Below are 17,654 nucleotides of genomic sequence, written 5' to 3' on the forward strand. Positions count from 1 at the left end.
TGACGATCCTCGCCTGCGATGAAGCGCTTCATTCCGACCTCCCCAGATCGGAAATTACTCTACCAGATCAGCACGTTTTCACACAGCCTGGACCCCTTGCCGACATTCGAGTTGACAACGTCAAAGGTCCGGATGGCGTCGAAAGCCGCCATTCGAACCGAACAAGCTGAGCGTCAGGATCGCATCCTTTCCGAACCTTCCAATGCATATTATTCACTTTTTACTAAATGGTAAGCCAATTTATCACACGACGTCTCGAGATGATACTGAATAATTTGTCGCAAATTTTTGGAAAAGCGTCAAATAAAAGAATTTATTGTGTCGTAGATGATCAAAATAACGAAATATTGTTATTGCCGACCAGCCTATGGCCATCGGGGTCACGGAGGTTGCTCCCGCCAGCCAGGACGATTCGGGTGGCCAGAGGCGAGCCGTCGGCGCAGGGGCTCGGGACCGTGCCCGGCGCGCGGTAGCACAGAAGCTCCAGATGCGGCGCCGCCCCGCCCGGCGGCGTGAGGCCGGTCACCTCGACGACCGGATCGTCGACCGCGTCCAGACGGGCCTGCTCCGGGCCCCGGTTCAGTCCCCGGCTCGCGACCCGGAACCCGAGGCCGGCATAGAAGGCGACGGCGCGCTCAGTGTCGGCGACCGTGATCGCCGTGTGGTCGATTCCGAGGAACAGGCCCGGTCGATCCCGCCAGATCGGCGGTATGGCCTCCGGCGGAAAGGCCAGGAGTTCGAGCGGGTGCCCATCGGGATCGCGGAACTTGAACGCGCTCACGCCGCCGGAACGCGCGGGCAGTCGCTCCGGCCCGGCCCGCGAGATTGGCGTCCAGCCGGGCACCTCGGAGAGATGCGCGTAGGCAGCCTCCATGTCCGCGACGACGAGGGCGCAATGCTGGAAGTCGGTGCCGTTGGAGGGCGCGGGCTCGCCCCCACGGTCGGAGGCGGGCGCGAGTTCAATCGTCTGTGCTCCGAGCGCGACGCCGCCCGCGGCGAGGCTGGCGCCGAAGGCCGCCGTATAGAAGGCGGCGGTGGCCGCCGGGTCCGGGCAGAGCAGACGGATCGCGGCGATCCGCAAGCCGGTCATCGCCCGGCCCCCGGCAGCGGGGCGCCGCGGCGGTTGAGGAAGATCGCGAACACGCGCTGCGAGGCGGCGATGAACAGGCGGTTCCGGTGCACCCCGCCCCAGGTCAGGTTGGAAACGCGGTACGGCACTCGCACCTTGCCGAGGAGGCGCCCCTCCGGCGAGAGGCAGTGGACGCCATCGGCGGCGCTCGACCAGACATTGCCGTCCTCGTCCACCTTCATGCCGTCGCAGTAGCCCGGCGCGATTTTATGGAAGATGTCGCCGCCGTTAAGCGTGCCGTCCGCCCCGACATCGAAGGCGCGGATGTACTGGCGCGGATCGGGCCGGCTCTGGTCGCCGGTCTCTGAGACGTAGAGGCGCCGCTCGTCGGGCGAGAAGGCGAGGCCGTTCGGCCCGTCGAAATCGCCGGCCGCGACGCGGATGTCGCCGGTCGCGGGGTCGAAGCGGTAAAGGGCCGGCGGCTGCTCGGATTCCTGCCGGCCGCCCTCGTAATCGTTGGAAATGCCGTAGAGCGGGTCAGTGAACCAGATCGTGCCGTCCGATTTCACGATCACGTCGTTGGGCGCATTCAGCCGCTTGCCCGCGTGGCGATCGATGAGCCGCGTGACGCGCCCGTCGTGCTCGGTGCGATACAGGCATCGACCGTGATGCGAGCAGGCGATCAGTCGCCCCTCGCGGTCGCGGGTCTGCCCGTTGCCGTAATCGGAGGGCGCGCGGTAGATCGATAGGCCTTCCGCCTCGCTCCAGCGCATGGTGCGGTTTCGCGGCAGGTCCTGGAACAGCAGGCAGTTCCAGTCCCCCATCCAGATCGGACCCTCGACCCAGCGGAAGCCCGCGGCGATCTCCTCCGGCCCGGCATTGTCGAGCACGTAGTGCCGGAAGCCAGGATCGTGGACCTCGAACCCGTCCATCGGCTCACCCGAACCGGCAGGGCGTGGTAAGCGCGCGCTTGGTGTCGAACTGCACCACCATCAGCACGGCGGGCTCGTCGCCGACCGTGCCGGACTTGTGGCCGGTCTTGCCGTCGAGGGTGCGGCAGCCCTGGTCCTCGCCGAAGGAGATCTCGCCGGGACCCATCTCGATCCGGGTGCCGTCCATCGACTCGACGTACCAGCGGCCGCTGAGGGGAATGATCCATTGCGGCGCCGGGTTCTCGTGCCACGTGCCCTCCCAGCCCACCGGCTGGACCGTGATCATCGTGGTCATGCCGTCGTGGTGCTTGCCCCCCTGCCATTGCGGCGAGGCCGGCGGCTTCATCGAAGCGAGATGGAATTCGGTCATCGCGCAGCGGACCTGACGGCTGATGCCGTCCGCGTCGGTGTAGAGGTGCCAGTAGGGCACGCTCGGCTTGTCGCCCGGCTCGCTCATCGACCTATCTCCGGAATGGCTTGCGCGTAGGGATGCGTCGACCCGAACGGATCGGCGAGGAAGGCCGCGACGCCCTGCTGGCTTGGCCCGCCCCAGGCCAGCGCCAGGAAGCCGCCCGCGACCGCGAAGTTCTTGAGGAAGTCCCAGAACGTCTCGCGGCCCTCGCTCGGCCCCCGCAGGCGGAAATCGGGTTTGCGCCAGAACGGTTTCCACAGGAGCGCCGTGACCGCGCAATAGCCCGCGAGCACGAAGGCGGCGAAGCGGTCGGCGATGCCGGTGAGGACACCGGCCGACATGGTCACCTCGACGAACAGCCCGGCCAGGATCAGCGCCTTCGCGAGTGGGCGCGAGGCCGTGGCCTGCCCGGCCTGCCCGATCGCGGCGGAAAAGTTCAGGACCTTGTCGAGGGCGCTGAACGGCAGGAACAGCAGCACCAGACAGGCTCGGGCCGCGAAGGCGGCGAGCACCTCAAGGGTCATCCGCGGACTCCCGGCTTCGTCTTCCGGCAGCCAACGTCGCCGGGCCGATGCGGTTCGCGCATGTCTCGCAGAAGTTTGGCGGTGGCCCCTGCCTGGAACGGGGGGCGGCGCCGTCCGTTCACGCGTCGGAACGGGGAGCGAGGCGGATGAGCGACGACCGTTACGACGTGATCATCGTGGGCTCGGGGCCGGGCGGCGGCTCGGCGGCGTGGCGCCTCGCCCGCACCGGCAAGCGCGTCCTCGTGATCGAGCGCGGCGACTACCTGCCGCGCGAGCGCGAGAACTGGGACACCGACGCGGTCTTCCGCAAGGCCCGCTATCAGGCGGACGAGACCTGGACCTCCTCCAACGGCGACATCTTCAAGCCCGGCCTGCACTACTTCGTCGGCGGCAATTCGAAGGTCTATGGCGGCGTGCTGTTTCGGCTCCGCGAGAGCGATTTCGAGGCCCAGCGCCACCCGGACGGTCTCTCGCCGGAATGGCCGCTGAAATACGACGCCTTCGCGCCCTACTATCAGGCGGCCGAAGAGCTGTTTCAGGTCCACGGCGCCCGCGGCGAGGACCCGACTGAGCCGCCTTCCCCGCATCCCTACCCGAAGCCGGCGATCAGCCACGAGCCGCGCATCCAGAAGCTCGCCGACGACCTCGCCCGCACCGGCCACCACCCGTTCCACCTGCCGATGGGCGCGCTGATGGAAGAGGATGGAAAGGGCGGGACCCTGCCGCACTCGCCACTCCTGCGCTGCGACCCGTTCGACGGCTATCCGAGCCTGACCAACGGCAAGGCGGACGCGCAGATCATGTGCATCGATCCGACGCTCGCCGCCCACCCCAACGTCACGCTGCTGCGCAACGCCTATGCCGAGCGCCTGCTGACCGACCCGGGCGGCGGCCGCGTAACCGGCGTCGAGGTGATGGTCGAGGGGCGCCGCCACGTGCTGACGGCCGACCTGTTCGTGGTGGCCTGCGGCGCGCTGTCCTCGGCGCTGCTGTTCCTGCGCTCCGGCAACGACGCGCATCCGGACGGGCTCGCCAATAGCTCGGGGCAGGTCGGGCGCAACTACATGCGCCACAACAACACCACCGTGCTGGCGATCTCGAAGGAGCCGAACCCGACGCAGTTCCAGAAGACGCTCGGGCTCAACGACTTCTATTACGGGAACGACCGCAGCCCGCTGAACGAGTGGGAATTCCCCCTCGGCCACATCCAGATGGTGGGCAAGTCCGACGGGATGCAGATCGAGGCCGAGGGGCTGCCGGGCTTCCTGCAATGGCTGCCGACGCGGCCGTTCGAGTACATCGCTCGGCACTCGATCGATTTCTGGCTGACCTCCGAGGATCTGCCGCTGCCTCAGAACCGCATCCACTACCGCGACGGCCAGGTGCATCTCGACCTGACGGCGACCAACGCCGAGGCGCAGACGCGCTTGCGCGAAAAGCTGCGCAGGCTGTGCGACAGCCTCGACATCCACCCGCACCTGTTCGACCGCACGCTCTATCTCGGCAAGGACACGCCAATCGGCGGCACGGCGCATCAGGCCGGCACCCTGCGCTTCGGGCTCGATCCGGACAGTTCCGTGCTCGACCTCGATTGCCGGGCGCACGGCATCGACAACCTCTACGTCACCGATGCGAGCTTCTTCCCCTCGATCGGCGCCGTGAACCCGACGCTGACCATCATCGCCAACGCCCTGCGGGTGGCCGATGGGATCGCGGCGCGGCTTTAGCGCATCGTCCCGGATATCGGATCCGGGACGATGCGCTAGGTTATTGTGCCGCATCGGCTTTTTCCGCAAACCAGTTCCCACCGTTCGGGCCGGTGCTTGAGGCCGGTCCAACCATGGAGGCGAACCTCTGACCACGAACCGGAATGGACGAGGCCGCGATGCTTGAGGCCGCTCCCGCGCCCGCGCCGACCCTCGCGACGGCCCACCGGAGCCGGTCGCTTCGGCGCCTCGCATCATGCCTCGGCATCGCCGCGCTGCTGCCGCTCGGCGGGTGCGGCGTGCTCGATCACGGCATGCTCGGGGCCGCCGGCCCGGTCGCCGACCAGACGCGCAGCCTGTTCCTGCTCGTCTGCGCGATCCTAATCTTCGTCGCCGCCCCGGTGCTGCTGCTGACGCCGATCTTCGCCTGGCACTACCGGCTGTCGAACACGAAGAGCGCCTACCGCCCGCAATGGGGGTTCAACTGGCCGCTCGAAGGCCTGATCTGGATCCCGCCGACGATCATCGTGATCGTGCTCGCGGTGTTCCTGTGGCGCGACACCCACGCGCTCGATCCCTACAAGCCGCTCGCCTCGCCGCTGCCGCCGGTCGAGGTGCAGGCGGTGGCGCTCGATTGGAAGTGGCTGTTCATCTATCCCGACGAGGGCGTGGCGAGCGTCAACGAACTCGTCTTCCCGGCCGACCGTCCGGTCCGTCTCACGCTCACGAGCGACACGGTCATGCAGTCGTTCTTCGTGCCGCGGCTCGCCGGGCAGATCTACGCCATGGCCGGCATGACGACGCAGCTCAACCTCGCGGCGGACGCGCCCGGCCGCTTCCGCGGCGAGAACACCCAGTTCAACGGCGTCGGCTTCCAGAACCAGAAATTCGCCGTGCTGGCGCAATCGAACGACGACTACGCGGCCTGGATCGCCCGCGCCCGCGCGGGCGGCAGGACCCTCGATCCGGCCGCCTACGCGACGCTCGCCGCCCGCTCGGTCCAGCCCGAGCCGATCCTGTTCGGATCGGTCGCGCCGGACCTGTTCCACTCGATCCTCACCCGGAACGATCCGGGCCTGCACGCCGCCCACGGACATCACGCGCATGAATGAAGACGGTCACTGGCTCACCCTGTTGGGCCGCCTCGACCTGCACGCGTTCCCGTTCGTGCGCGCCTGGGAGGATCCGACCGTCAGCGAACTCATCGGCGCGTTCGCCGGCGCGCTCGTAGTCGTCGGCGCGGTCGGCCTCGTGGCGCTGCTGACGTGGAAGCGGTGGTGGCGCCCGCTCTTCCTCGACTGGCTGACGAGCCTCGATCACAAGAAGATCGGCATCATGTACGTCGTGCTAGCCGGAGTCATGCTCAGCCGCGCCCTGGTCGAGGCGGTGCTGATGCGCGCGCAGCAATCGCTCGCAGTCAACGCGCCGGGCATCGTCGCGCCGGAGCACTTCGCGCAGCTCTTCAGCACCCACGGCACGATCATGATCTTCTTCATGGCGATGCCGTTCCTGACCGGGCTGATCAACTACGTCGTGCCGCTGCAGATCGGCGCGCGCGACGTCGCCTTCCCGCTCCTGAACTCGATCAGCCTGATGCTGACGGGCGGCGGGGCCGGGCTCGTGATGCTCTCGCTCGCGGTCGGCGAGTTCTCGACCGGCGGATGGTCGGGCTACCCGCCCTACACAGGCAAGGCGTTCCAGCCCGGCGTCGGCCCGGATTACTGGATCTGGGCCGTCACCCTGGCCTCGCTCGGCACGACCCTATCGGGGATCAACATCGCCGCGACGATCTACAAGAAGCGCTGCCCCGGCCTGCACCTCACCCGCATGCCGCTGTTCTGCTGGACCTCGCTCTGCACCGCGATCCTGATGATCTTCGCGACCCCGCCGCTCACCGTCGCGACCGCTCTGCTCGCCCTCGATCGTTACCTGGACTTCCACTTCTTCACCAACGATCTCGGCGGCAACATGATGAACTACGTGAACCTCTTCTGGCTGTTCGGCCATCCGGAGGTCTACATCCTCATCCTGCCGGCCTTCGGCGTGTTCTCGGAAGTCATTTCGGCGTTTTCCTCAAAAGAACTCTACGGCTACAAGTCGCTCGCCATCGCCACGATGGCGATCGCCGTGCTGTCGTTCACGGTCTGGCTGCACCACTTCTTCACCATGGGCCAGAGCGCGAGCGTGAACGCCGCCTTCGGGATCGCGACGATGACGATCTCGATCCCGACAGGAGTGAAGATCTACAATTGGATCTGGACGATGTTTCGCGGCGAGGTCCGGTTCACGGCGCCGATGCTGTTCGCGCTCGCCTTCATCGTCACCTTCGTGCTGGGCGGCCTGACCGGGATCATGCTCGCGATCCCGCCGATCGACTACGTGGTCCACAACACTGTGTTCCTCGTGGCCCACTTCCACAACATGCTGATCCCGGGGCTGCTCTACGGCATGATCGCCGGATATATGTACTGGTTTCCCAAGGCGTTCGGCTTCCGCCTGTCGGAAGTCTGGGGCAAGGTCGCCTTCGCCTGCTGGGTCAGCGGCTTCTACCTCGCCTTCATGCCGCTTTACGTGCTCGGGCTCGGCGGCATGGCCCGGCGCAGCCAAGCCCTGTTCGAACCCGATTACCGACCCTGGTTGATCGTGGCGGCCTGCGGCGCCGTGCTGCTGCTGTCGGGCCTCGTCAGCCTGTTCGTGCAGCTCTTCGTCAGCGTGCGCGATCGGGACGCCAACCGCGTGCCGGTGGGCGACCCTTGGGATGCCCGCGGCCTCGAATGGTCGGTCGCGGCGCCGCCGCCCGAGTACAACTTCGCTACGATCCCGCGGGTCGATCGGCTCGATCCGTTCTACTGGCTGAAGGAGCGCGGCGAGGCTTACCGGGCCCCTTCGCGCTACGAGGACATCGTGATGCCGAAGGAAAGCTGGGTCGGCCCGCTTGTCGGCCTCGCGGCAGCGGCCTGCGCCTTCGGCCTCGTCTGGCATATCGGCTGGCTGAGCCTCCTCGGCTTCCTCGGCATCTGGATTCCGGTCGTCGCCTGCAGCTTCGTGCGCGACATCCACCGCACGATCCCCGCCGCCGAGGTCGAGGCGACCGAGCGGCTCTGGCTGGAGCGCGCCCACACGGTGCGTCCGGTGCCGCGCGAACGCGAGACCGAGCCGGCCAATCTCGGGCTCGCCCGCCCGTTCCCGTCGGAGGTGACGGCATGATCGCGCCTGCGCAGGGGCCGCAACTGCAGCATGTCGGGCTCAACCTCCTCGATTCCGACGAGATGGAGCCGGGGGAGGCCGCGACCGGGCTGTACGGCTTCTGGCTATTCCTGATGAGCGACGCGATCCTGTTCGCGCTGCTGTTCGCGATCTACGGGACGCAGGTCGCGGCCACCGCCGGCGCGCCGGGCCCGCAGGAGACGCTGAAGCTCGGGCCGACCTTCATCGAGACGCTGATCCTGCTCACCAGCAGCCTGACCTTCGGGCTCGCCGCGATCGCCTTGAAATACGACGAGGGCCGCCGCGGCCTCGTCCTCTGGCTCTGCGTGACGCTGGCCCTCGGGATCGCCTTCCTCGGCTTCGAGCTGAGCGACCTGCGCACGATGGTCTCCGACGGGGCGACGCCGAACCGCAGCGGGTTCCTCTCGGCCTTCTTCGCCCTGGTGCCGACCCACGGCCTGCACGTCGCGGCGGGTTGCCTCTGGATCGGGGTGATGCTGGTCCAGATCGCGGTGTTCGGCACCGATGCGCGGGTCAAGCTGAACCTGCTGAAGCTCGGGCTGTTCTGGCACCTCCTCGACATCGTCTGGATCGCGATATTTTCCGTGGTCTACCTGCAGGGAGCGTCCGCATGACGACGCAGGGACCGTCGCGGGGCACGGTGCTGCTCCGGGCCCTCGGCGCCGCCGGCCTGATCGGGCTCGCGCGGGCCGTGTCCGCCGGCCCTCCGCCGCGGCCGAAGCCTGCAACGCCCGAGGCCGACCCGCGCCATGCCCGGCGGCGCGATCTCCTCACCTACGGCATCGGCTATGTCCTGGCGCTGCTCCTGACCTGCGCCGCCTTCTCCATCGTGACGTGGCGGTGGGCGGCCGGGGCGACCGCGCTCGGCCTCGTCTTCGGCCTCGCGCTGGTCCAGGCCGTGGTGCATTTCCGCTGCTTCCTGCACATCGACCTGAAGCGCTCGGCCCGCGACGACCTCCAGCTGATCCTGTTCTCGACCCTCATCATCGCCCTGATGGTGGGCGGCACCCTCGTCGTGCTGTTCAACCTACGCATGCGGATGATGTAGCCGGGTTCGAGGGGCAGCCCCACCGTTCTACCGAAGGCGGCGCGACGGTCCGGACGCCCGCGCGGCTGCCAGCGCGCCGAAAGCGACCGTCCCGAGTGCGGCGGCGAGGCCGAGCCGGAGCCAGCGCGGGTCGGCGGCGGACACCGACGGGAGTGCCCGGTCGTCGAAGCGTCCATGTGCCCCCGGATCGGTATCGACCGGTTCGTAGAGGTTGTCCGGTCGGTTCGCGCGGGCTGGCCGGCTCGTCATCTCGCCGCGATAGCCGTGCCGTGAGAGGTAGCCGTCGATCCAGCCGGGCGCGATCATGTTGCCGATGATCGCCTTCCAAGTCGGGAAGCCGATCCAGAGTTCGCGCGGCGCGGTGTGGGCCGCGCGGTAGACGTGGCGCGCGATGGCCTCCGGCTGATAGATCGGCGGCACCGGCTCCAACTGCTGCTGCATGCGCGAGCGCGCCCAGTCGAATTGTGGGGTGTTGACCGCGGGGAGTTGCACCATCGTCAGCCGCACGCGGGAACCGTCGTGCAGCAATTCGCTGCGCAGGCTGTCGAGGAAGCCGCGCACGGCGGCCTTCGCGGCGCAGTAGCTCGATTGCAGCGGAATCGAACGGTAGGCCAGAGCTGAGCCGATGCAGACGATGGTGCCCTCATCGCGGCGCTGCATGTGCTTGAGGGCGGCCAGCGTCCCATAGACCTGCCCGAGATAGGTCACCTCGGTCGCCCGCTGGTATTCCTCCGGCGGCGTCTGCTGCGCGGGCGCGTAGATCGTCACCATCGCGACGTTGATCCAGACATCGATGCCGCCAAATGCCCGCACGGTCTCGTCGGCGGCCCGCATGACGGCCTCGGCATCCGCGACATCGACCCGGTGCGCCAGGGCGCGGCCCCCGGCCCGCTCGACGTCGCGCACCGTGCCCTGCAAACCGGCCTCGCCGCGGGCCAGGACCGCAACATTCCAGCGGTGCCGCGCGAATTCATGCGCGATGGCCCGTCCCACCCCGGCACTGGCTCCCGTCACCACCACGGTCCGATGCCGGCCGTCCTTCTCATTGCGCATCATCGATCACCCGTCTCGGACGCACTCGGCCCTGTCACCACGGCCGAGCCGTCAACGTCCGATCGATGACGGCGTTCATGGCTCCGGTCGCCTGCGACGGTATCCGAGCGGCGCAACCGAAGTTCCAGCCCCGGGGGTAGCGATGCGCCGTCATCGGACGACCGCCCTCCGTTCTTATCAATTAGATCCGGATCGTCTCGAACTGTCCGGGCGGAAGCCTCCGCCACTACGCATCGGGCGCGGCTCGAACAGCCGCTTTCGACCTACGATCAGACATTCAAGCCCCTCCCGTCGAAGGTCCGGATGTGGCGCAAAACCGTCATTCAGCAAACAGACGCTAAAGAGCGATCCTCCCTCGGCTTCGCGGACACCACTGATACGCTCATGCTGAGCGGGGAAGGTGTCGGATGGCGAAGACGAGGGAAGATCATCAAAGCCAGCTGGTCAGGTCAGGCAGGCGTGAGGGACGCGAGGGGGCCACGGGCAGCTGTATCGATCCATGTATCCAGATCCGGCGGTCTGCGTTCATGGGTCATGATCTGGAAGCAGAACAGGTGCGTACAGAGCGCGATACAGAGCGTTGACGGAATGCACGGGACCACGGCGGAATCTCGCCACGCTCGACCCAGGGCACCAGTCGAGTTGGCCTTGGCACCAGATGCGCAGTCAGGATCGGGAGCTTCATCAGTTCCTCCAATTGCAAACTGATCCCGATGGGGTTGCAGTAGCGTTCCGTCGTTTCGCTCTTTCCGCCGTGACCAAGCAGATCAGCTCTAAACTCTTCGGCGACCCTCTGCTGCTTGAGCGCATTGCCAAAGAAGTGTCGAACCTGATGCGTCGTGAATTCTGCCATCGTAAAGGCTGGGCGCAATTCGTCGTAGAGACGATCGCCTAGAAGGCTACGCGTAGAGGGTGAGAACAGGTCCGGAAAGACGCGCTTATGTCCCAGGCGGTGCACCGCAACGACGTAGTCGAGGAAGCCGAGTCGGATGAGTTCGGGATGGACTGCGAGGTTGCGCACGGATTGCGCGTTCTTCACCCGTCCGAACGCATTGAAGCAGACGTGGAGGTAGGGGTGCTCGCCGTTCGTGGTGACGACATCGTCCACGCTCAACGCGCAAAACTCCTCGCGCCGCATCCCCGTGTAGTGCGCCAGCATCGGGCCGAAATAGGCAGCTCGATGGAACAGCTCGGTACCGGTGGTATGGATGTCGTCCCAGTCGCGACACCCCGTGAAGACCGGCAGCGAGAAGAACGTCGCAAGCGCCGAGCTCGGCAGCGTCGGACGCTGGTCGCGGCCCCGCTTCTTCTTGCGGGCGCGGAACTCGGCAAGGGAGACCCCGGCGTCGATGATCACGCCCGCCTTTCGGGCACGGACGAGGGCCTGTCCGAGGAAGGTGAGGTGCCTATTGCGGGTACCGGAGGCGAGGCCGCGCTCGCCGGGCTTCTTCGCCTCACTGATCTGGCGCAACTCGCGGATCGGACGGTCCTTGTCCTTCGGGCTCTTCCCGACGCTCGTGAACAGCCCACGCAGGAAGCCGTCGAAGGCATCACAATGCGTCTGCCTGAGCCCGGCGAGGTCGGTCAGCCCGTGCTCTTCGCGCAGGAAGCGGCCGAAGAGCGTAAAGATGAACTCGGCCTGCCGACAGGTTTTGTCGTCCCAATCTCGATCCTGACGCTTCTCCGCGATGAGCCTCCCACCGATCGCCTCGATAGTGACAATGGATGTTGAGGCTGGCGCGAGCGGTGATCCTTTCGACGCGATCGGGAGAGGAACCGACGATGCCGTGATAGGGTCCACCACGGCAACTATCGGTTCGGCAACAGGCTGTTCCGATGCGTTTTCGCCTGCTTCCGTACCGAGGTCCGCCATGAGGTCCTCGTAGGGCAGCGCGTCCAAGACGAAGCGGTCGCGCGTGCGCAGCAGGGCCTCACCCAGGGCACGCAGGTAGATCGGCTCGGCCCGCGCCACGTTGCCCGGCGTCGGCAGTGCCCCAATCTCCTCGACAATCTCGCGGATGCGTGCCTGCGAGGGTGCCAGGGCGCCACTCCTCCGCATGGCGTCGAGGCAATCGCCGACACAGGCGATCTCAGCTTCCGCTAGCCCCGCCTTCGCCATAGCAGCGCGGTCATCCTCTGTCAGGCGCCCGTTCACGCCCCGGCTAGAGGCGACCCGATAGCTCCAGCCCATGGCCTGTTCCGCGGCCATCTCGGCTGCTGGATCGAAGTCGGGTTCCTGGCGCGCGAAGGCCGCGACGCGGTCGAGCTTCGCCTCGTGGCCGAGGAGGGCCTTCCGGAACAGCGTCGCGAGCTGCTCCCTTGTGATGGCATCAGGCAGGGTCGTCATGAACAGTTCGGCGGCGGTCGCGTCCAGTTGGGCGGCGAGGAAGCGCGCGCGAACCGGCTCGCGCGTCCTCAAGCTGAGCTTCAGCCAATTCGCGCCCGTCGCAAAGGCGAATGTCGCCGGCACGCGTCGCCGCCAGTAATAGACGGCGCCCCGGCGGTTAAGGTTCGTTGCGAGCGCCACTCGGCCCGCCTCCTGTGTCCCACGCGTGTGACCTACCTCCGTGACCCAGTTGGACCACAGAGATACCCAGCCACAGGAGACACGAGCGAGATCAGGGACTTAGGAGGCTTGGCTGGGGCGCCAGGATTCGAACCTGGGAATGGCGGTACCAAAAACCGCTGCCTTACCACTTGGCGACGCCCCAACGACCGCAAGGCCCTCGGTTCTCTAGACGGGCCGCGCGGGGCTGGCAACCAGTCACGCGGACCTGCGATAGAGCCTCGATAGCGGACGAGGGAGGGACGGATGAGCGGCGGCGTGGCTGTGGTGACGGGGGCCGGGTCCGGGATCGGGCGGGCGGTGGCGCGGGGGCTGTCGGAGGCCGGGTGGCGGCTGGTGTTGGCCGGGCGGCGGCGGGAGGCACTGGAGGCGGTCGCCACCGAACTGCCCGGCGAAGCGTTGTGCGCGCCGACCGATGTCGCCGACCCCGCGTCGGTGGAAGCTTTGTTCACCGAAATCACAAAGGAATTCGGGCGGATCGACCTGCTGTTCAACAATGCCGGGATCTTCACCCCGGCCGCGACCGTGGACGAGATCGCGGTCGAGGACTGGATGCGGAGCGTGAACGTCAACCTCACGGGCGCCTTCCTTTGCACCCGGGCGGCCTTCGCGATGATGCGGGCCCAGGAGCCCCGCGGCGGGCGGATCGTCAACAACGGTTCGATCTCGGCGACCGTGCCGCGGCCGATGTCGGCGCCCTACGCGGCCACCAAGCACGCCATCACCGGGCTCACCCGCGCCACCGCCCTCGACGGGCGCGCCTTCGACATCGCCTGCGGGCAGATCGACATCGGCAACGCCGAGACCGAGATGACGCAGGGCTTCGGCAAGGGCGCGCGGCAGGCCGATGGCACGATCAAACCGGAGCCGTTCATGGATGCGCGGCACGTGGCGGAAGCGGTGGTCTACATGGCCGGGCTGCCGCTGTCGGCCAACGTGCTGTTCATGACCGTGATGGCGACCGGCATGCCCTATGTCGGACGTGGCTGACGCCGGCTTTGCGCAGGAGCCGCGGAGCGCGTAGAGAGGCCGGACCCCGGATTCCTGAAGACGAGTGGCCGCCAGCGGCGCGGCCGGTGCCCGCCATGCTGATGCAGACCGACCCCAAACCCGCCGACCCCAAAGCCGACCCGGTCGCGCGGCGGCGCACCTTCGCGATCATCTCGCACCCGGATGCGGGCAAGACCACGCTCACCGAGAAGCTGCTGCTGTTCGGCGGCGCGATCCAGCTCGCGGGCGAGGTGAAGGCCAAGCGCAACCGCGTCTCGACCCGCTCGGACTGGATGGGCATCGAGAAGGAGCGCGGCATCTCGGTCGTCACCTCGGTGATGACCTTCGAGTACGGCGACTGCGTCTTCAACCTGCTCGACACGCCCGGCCACGAGGACTTTTCGGAAGATACCTATCGCACCCTGACCGCGGTCGATTCGGCCGTGATGGTGATCGACGCGGCGAAGGGCATCGAGGCCAGAACGCGAAAACTGTTCGAGGTGTGCCGGCTGCGGGACATCCCGATCGTCACCTTCGTGAACAAGCTCGACCGCGAGGCCCGCGACCCGTTCGAGCTGCTCGACGAGATCGAGAAGACGCTGGCGCTCGACGTCGCCCCGGTGACGTGGCCGATCGGGCTCGGGCGCAACTTCGCCGGCACCTACGAGCTCGGGCAGGCCCGGGTGCGCCGGCTCGACGCAGCGGACGATTCCGGCACGATTCCCGTCTCCGGCGCCGACGACCCGCTGTTCGATGAGCTGCTCACCGAGGACGGCGCCGCGCAGGCGTGGCGCGACGAGGTGGAACTCGCCGAGGGCGGCCTCAAGACCTTCGATCTCGCGGCCTTCCGCGAAGGGCACCTGACGCCGGTCTTCTTCGGCTCGGCGCTGCGGAACTTCGGGGTCCGCGACCTGATCGACGGGCTCTCCCGCTTCGCGCCGCCGCCGCGCGGCCAGGAGGCCGACAAGCGGGCGGTGCAGCCGACCGAGCCGAAGATGACGGGCTTCGTGTTCAAGATCCAGGCGAACATGGACCCGAACCACCGCGACCGCATCGCCTTCATGCGGGTCTGCTCCGGCCAGCTCCGGCGCGGCATGAAGGCCAAGCTCGTGCGCACCGGCAAGCCGATGTCGCTCTCGGCACCCCAGTTCTTCTTCGCGCAGGACCGGGCGATCGCCGACGAGGCCTATGCCGGCGACGTGGTCGGCATCCCCAACCACGGGACCTTGCGCATCGGCGACACGCTCACCGAGGGCGAGGAGCTGGTGTTTCGCGGCGTGCCGAGCTTCGCCCCCGAGATCATGCGCCGGATCAAGCTCACCGACGCGATGAAGGCCAAGAAGCTCCGGGAAGCGCTCCAGCAGATGGGCGAGGAGGGCGTCGTCCAGGTCTTCGTGCCGCAGGACGGCTCGCCGGCCATCGTCGGCGTGGTCGGCGCGCTACAGCTCGACGTGCTCAAGGAGCGGCTCCAGGCGGAGTACGGCCTGCCGATCGACTTCGAGACGAGCCGGTTCTCGGTCTGCCGCTGGATCGAGTCGGAGTCGGAGGCCGAGATCGACAAGTTCGTGAACGCCCACGGCTCGTCGATGGCGAGCGACCTCGACGGCGCGCCGGTCTTCATGGCGACCACCGCCTTCTCGCTGCGCTACGAGGAGGAGCGGTGGGAGAAGATCCGCTTCACGGACGTGAAGGATTACCAGAAGCGGGCGGCCTGACACGCCGCGTCATCGCGCGGCGGAGCCGAAGCGCTCCGGGGCTCCGCAAGTCCAAGGAATTCGCACGTGGGTCGTGTCCCAGTTTGAATTCAGAACGCGGTCGAGCCGGCGCCCCGGTCCGATCCTCGTGCGATGGTCATGACCGATAGGCCGAGGGAGAAGTCCGAGGGACGTGATCATCCACGGCCGTGCGACGAGCTGGTTCCAAGCCTGACGGCACTGATCGGGGATGTCCTCGTCGAAGACGGAAGATCCGGTCGCCGAGCCCGCTCTCGTGCAGGAACTGCCAGACGTGCTCCTCCCGAGCCTGCCGAAGGATCGACCGGACCGCGTTCGGGGCATGTGACGGCGGCGTCTGCACGGTGATGTGGTCGGGCACCGAGAGGTCGGCGGCGACGTGCCGGCCGGCAGCTGGGCGCGGATCGCTCTCGGCGCTCCATCCCGCGATCGGATGGCTCGTGGCCGCGGTGGAGGCTCAGGCTGCCGTGTCGATCGGCCCGGCATCCTCGCGGATCATGGCGAACCAGAGGGCGGCCCGCGCGAAGGTCGCTCCCGTGTCCGGTCCGGCCGCGAGAAACGCCGCGAGGCGCGCGGCCGTGGCGGCGTGCCCGCTCTGTCGCAGGCGTGCCGCCGATCGTGGGCCGCTCGACGCCGCGACCGGGGCGAAGGCGCGGCGCCCGGCGTGGAGCGCACCGGCGAGCAGGGCTTCGGCTTCCTCGACGGCACCGCGCGCGCCCGCGGCCGGAGCCGGCAGCAGCGGGCCGCCGGGGCCGTCCGGATCGTCGAGATCGGGCACGACGAGGCGCTCGGTGCCGACCGACCAGGGCTCGCAGACCAGCATGCCGGCCTCGATCCGCACGGGGCCGGCGACCTGCCGTACGGCGCCCCAGCGCCCTTCGAGGGCCGCGCCGAGGGTGTCGAGCGCCCCCGGCGCGGCGCGGTCGTAGCCCCGCGCAAGGTGGAGCCGGCCGCCATCGCCGGGCAAATCCACCGCCGCCTGCCAGAGCTGCGCCCCCGGCGACCACGCCTGACCCAGGATCGCGCCGACCTCGAAGAGGTGGAAGGCGTCGAGCCGGTCGCGCGGGCGCAGGAAGCCCGGTGCCCGCTCCGTGAGCCGGTGCAGGACCGTCCGTGCCTCGCTCACCGCGAGCGGTGCGGGCAGGCGCAGCACAGCGTCCCGCGGCAGCAGCGCGGTGCGCCCGCGCGCGCCGGACCCGAGCACCAGCAGGCCGTCGGCCCGGCGCCGGGCGACGCTGGTGAGGATCTGCCCCCGGCCGGTGCCGGCAAGCGGCAGGCCCGGCAGGAGGACGCGGCCCGGCAGCCCGGCGACGAAGCCCGCCTCGTCCCCGGTCGGCGCGAAGCCGCGCTCCAGCGCCAGGGTCGCGCCCGTATCGGTGTCGGCGAGCGCGACCCGCGCCACGGCCCCGCGCCCGCGGGCGACGAGCCGGGCCCCGAGAGAGACGAGGCGGGTCTTGGCCATCGCCGTCTCGTAGGGCTGGCCGAGGCCGAGCGCGGACGCCTCGCCCACCCGCGTGCGGGCCAGGAGCTCGGTCGCGAGCGCCAGCACCGCGCCCTCGTCGTAGGCGGCGTCGCGCTCCGCATAGGCCGCGAGCTGCGCCCGCAGCTCGGCCTCCGCCAGAAGGATCTGCGTGGCGCCCCGCGCCTGCGCCGCGCGGCGCAGCCCGTCGAGGGCGGCCCCATGCGCCTCGGGGCCCGCGACGGTCCCGGCCTCGAGGAGCCCGCCGACGAGCCCGTCCACGGCCGCCGCGAGATCCTCCGCGGCTTCGGCGTCGCCGCCGCCGAGGCGGACCTCCGCCGCGCCGGACGCCGCGCGGAAGGCGCGGATCGCGACCGCCACGTGGGCGCAGCCGCCGCCCGCGGCGCAGTCGCAAGCCGCGTAGCCGACCGCGTCCGGCACGAGGAAGCGCACGCTGGCGGTGGGCAGGCGCGCCGCCGGCACCGGGCCGTGCTCCAGCCCGACGGTGAGGCCGGACGCGAGCAGGCGCTTCAGCTCCGCCGCCGCGGAGATGCCGAGCCCCGCCTCGAAGCCTGCGCCGTCGAGGGTGCCGGGGTCCCAGGCCGCGTTCGGAGCGGTCTCCGGTGCCCCGCCGGACTCTCCGGCCGCGGACGAAACCGCCTCGGCCCGATAGGCCACGACCAGGGCGACGCGGTGGCGGCACATCCCGCTCGCCGGACAGGTGCAGGCCGCCTCGCCCGGCGGCCGGCCGGGGGGCAGGCGGGTCACGGTCCCGTCGGGGAAGCGGGCCTCGATCGTCCCGTCCGGCTCGTCCGTCAGCGTTGGGCCCTGGCCGGCCGCGACCTCGCGCAGGGCCCGCTTCACCAGCCCGGCATTGGCGAGCTGGATCAGGCCGTCCTCAGTAAGCGCTACAAGGTCGGGGCGGGCCATCACG

Annotated in this window: 14 protein-coding genes and 1 tRNA gene; 7 read left to right on the forward strand and 8 right to left on the reverse strand. The window is 68.7% G+C overall.

The features are described 5' to 3' along the window. Nucleotides 1-331 precede the first annotated feature (331 nt). From HNR00_RS18830 to HNR00_RS18845, 4 genes are read right to left on the reverse strand one after another with little or no spacing between them, the layout of a single operon-like run. The gene (locus HNR00_RS18830) at nt 332-1,090 is read right to left on the reverse strand and encodes a VOC family protein (protein WP_183571910.1); all 759 of its coding nucleotides are present in this window, start codon (nt 1,088-1,090) and stop codon (nt 332-334) included. Next, nucleotides 1,087-2,001: an SMP-30/gluconolactonase/LRE family protein gene (locus HNR00_RS18835; protein ID WP_183571911.1), complete on the reverse strand. Its 915-nt coding sequence runs from the start codon at nt 1,999-2,001 to the stop codon at nt 1,087-1,089. Before HNR00_RS18835 ends, HNR00_RS18830 begins: the two co-directional genes overlap by 4 nt. A gap of 4 nt (nt 2,002-2,005) precedes the next feature. Further along, nucleotides 2,006-2,458 (reverse strand): cupin domain-containing protein, encoded by a 453-nt coding sequence (locus HNR00_RS18840; protein ID WP_183571912.1) that lies wholly within the window; start codon nt 2,456-2,458, stop codon nt 2,006-2,008. Then, nucleotides 2,455-2,937 (reverse strand): DoxX family protein, encoded by a 483-nt coding sequence (locus tag HNR00_RS18845; RefSeq protein WP_183571913.1) that lies wholly within the window; start codon nt 2,935-2,937, stop codon nt 2,455-2,457. Before HNR00_RS18845 ends, HNR00_RS18840 begins: the two co-directional genes overlap by 4 nt. 146 nt (nt 2,938-3,083) lie before the next feature. Between HNR00_RS18845 and HNR00_RS18850 the strand changes: the two genes are divergently transcribed. The 5 genes from HNR00_RS18850 to HNR00_RS18870 all read left to right on the forward strand — a co-directional run bounded on the left by HNR00_RS18850 (nt 3,084) and on the right by HNR00_RS18870 (nt 8,919). After that, nucleotides 3,084-4,664: a GMC oxidoreductase gene (locus HNR00_RS18850; RefSeq protein ID WP_183571914.1), complete on the forward strand. Its 1,581-nt coding sequence runs from the start codon at nt 3,084-3,086 to the stop codon at nt 4,662-4,664. Between the two features lie 158 nt (nt 4,665-4,822). After that, the gene (locus tag HNR00_RS18855) at nt 4,823-5,755 is read left to right on the forward strand and encodes a COX aromatic rich motif-containing protein (RefSeq protein ID WP_183571915.1); all 933 of its coding nucleotides are present in this window, start codon (nt 4,823-4,825) and stop codon (nt 5,753-5,755) included. Then, nucleotides 5,748-7,850, forward strand: coding sequence for a cbb3-type cytochrome c oxidase subunit I (locus HNR00_RS18860; protein WP_183571916.1), 2,103 nt, complete (start codon nt 5,748-5,750; stop codon nt 7,848-7,850). Before HNR00_RS18855 ends, HNR00_RS18860 begins: the two co-directional genes overlap by 8 nt. Then, nucleotides 7,847-8,485 (forward strand): cytochrome c oxidase subunit 3, encoded by a 639-nt coding sequence (locus tag HNR00_RS18865; RefSeq protein ID WP_183571917.1) that lies wholly within the window; start codon nt 7,847-7,849, stop codon nt 8,483-8,485. The genes HNR00_RS18860 and HNR00_RS18865 overlap by 4 nt, the downstream gene beginning before the upstream one ends. Next, on the forward strand, nt 8,482-8,919 hold the full coding sequence (locus HNR00_RS18870) for a cytochrome o ubiquinol oxidase subunit IV (protein WP_183571918.1): 438 nt from the start codon (nt 8,482-8,484) through the stop codon (nt 8,917-8,919). The genes HNR00_RS18865 and HNR00_RS18870 overlap by 4 nt, the downstream gene beginning before the upstream one ends. A 27-nt stretch (nt 8,920-8,946) precedes the next feature. Here HNR00_RS18870 and HNR00_RS18875 read toward each other — a convergent pair whose 3' ends face one another. The 3 genes from HNR00_RS18875 to HNR00_RS18885 form a co-directional block, all read right to left on the reverse strand. Next, entirely contained in the window at nt 8,947-9,975 is a 1,029-nt protein-coding gene (locus tag HNR00_RS18875) for an SDR family oxidoreductase (RefSeq protein WP_246390803.1), read from the reverse strand. 529 nt (nt 9,976-10,504) lie between these two features. Further along, complete coding sequence (locus tag HNR00_RS25980) at nt 10,505-12,499, reverse strand: DUF6538 domain-containing protein (RefSeq protein WP_183571919.1); 1,995 nt, start codon at nt 12,497-12,499, stop codon at nt 10,505-10,507. A gap of 109 nt (nt 12,500-12,608) precedes the next feature. Then, nucleotides 12,609-12,683, reverse strand: a tRNA-Gln gene (locus tag HNR00_RS18885). A gap of 101 nt (nt 12,684-12,784) precedes the next feature. On the opposite strand from HNR00_RS18885, the gene HNR00_RS18890 reads away from it, so the two are divergent. Beyond that, entirely contained in the window at nt 12,785-13,528 is a 744-nt protein-coding gene (locus tag HNR00_RS18890; protein ID WP_183571920.1) for an SDR family oxidoreductase, read from the forward strand. Nucleotides 13,529-13,623: 95 nt separating this feature from the next. Continuing rightward, the gene (locus HNR00_RS18895; RefSeq protein WP_183571921.1) at nt 13,624-15,243 is read left to right on the forward strand and encodes a peptide chain release factor 3; all 1,620 of its coding nucleotides are present in this window, start codon (nt 13,624-13,626) and stop codon (nt 15,241-15,243) included. A 475-nt stretch (nt 15,244-15,718) separates the two neighbouring features. Here the strand turns inward: HNR00_RS18895 and HNR00_RS18900 are convergent, their stop codons facing one another. Then, nucleotides 15,719-17,650 (reverse strand): YehQ family protein, encoded by a 1,932-nt coding sequence (locus HNR00_RS18900; protein WP_183571922.1) that lies wholly within the window; start codon nt 17,648-17,650, stop codon nt 15,719-15,721. Nucleotides 17,651-17,654: the final 4 nt, after the last annotated feature.

Source organism: Methylorubrum rhodinum (assembly GCF_014199935.1).
Classification (GTDB): Bacteria; Pseudomonadota; Alphaproteobacteria; order Rhizobiales; family Beijerinckiaceae; genus Methylobacterium; species Methylobacterium rhodinum.

What these genes read in the sequence shown, in the direction of transcription:
- HNR00_RS18840 (WP_183571912.1), bottom strand. Translation starts at nt 2,458, where the DNA reads ATGAGCGAGCCGGGCGACAAGCCGAGCGTGCCCTACTGGCACCTCTAC.
- HNR00_RS18895 (WP_183571921.1), top strand. Translation starts at nt 13,624, where the DNA reads ATGCTGATGCAGACCGACCCCAAACCCGCCGACCCCAAAGCCGACCCG.
- HNR00_RS18870 (WP_183571918.1), top strand. Translation starts at nt 8,482, where the DNA reads ATGACGACGCAGGGACCGTCGCGGGGCACGGTGCTGCTCCGGGCCCTC.
- HNR00_RS18860 (WP_183571916.1), top strand. Translation starts at nt 5,748, where the DNA reads ATGAATGAAGACGGTCACTGGCTCACCCTGTTGGGCCGCCTCGACCTG.
- HNR00_RS18845 (WP_183571913.1), bottom strand. Translation starts at nt 2,937, where the DNA reads ATGACCCTTGAGGTGCTCGCCGCCTTCGCGGCCCGAGCCTGTCTGGTG.
- HNR00_RS18830 (WP_183571910.1), bottom strand. Translation starts at nt 1,090, where the DNA reads ATGACCGGCTTGCGGATCGCCGCGATCCGTCTGCTCTGCCCGGACCCG.
- HNR00_RS18850 (WP_183571914.1), top strand. Translation starts at nt 3,084, where the DNA reads ATGAGCGACGACCGTTACGACGTGATCATCGTGGGCTCGGGGCCGGGC.
- HNR00_RS18865 (WP_183571917.1), top strand. Translation starts at nt 7,847, where the DNA reads ATGATCGCGCCTGCGCAGGGGCCGCAACTGCAGCATGTCGGGCTCAAC.
- HNR00_RS18900 (WP_183571922.1), bottom strand. Translation starts at nt 17,650, where the DNA reads ATGGCCCGCCCCGACCTTGTAGCGCTTACTGAGGACGGCCTGATCCAG.
- HNR00_RS18890 (WP_183571920.1), top strand. Translation starts at nt 12,785, where the DNA reads ATGAGCGGCGGCGTGGCTGTGGTGACGGGGGCCGGGTCCGGGATCGGG.
- HNR00_RS18875 (WP_246390803.1), bottom strand. Translation starts at nt 9,975, where the DNA reads ATGATGCGCAATGAGAAGGACGGCCGGCATCGGACCGTGGTGGTGACG.
- HNR00_RS18855 (WP_183571915.1), top strand. Translation starts at nt 4,823, where the DNA reads ATGCTTGAGGCCGCTCCCGCGCCCGCGCCGACCCTCGCGACGGCCCAC.
- HNR00_RS18835 (WP_183571911.1), bottom strand. Translation starts at nt 2,001, where the DNA reads ATGGACGGGTTCGAGGTCCACGATCCTGGCTTCCGGCACTACGTGCTC.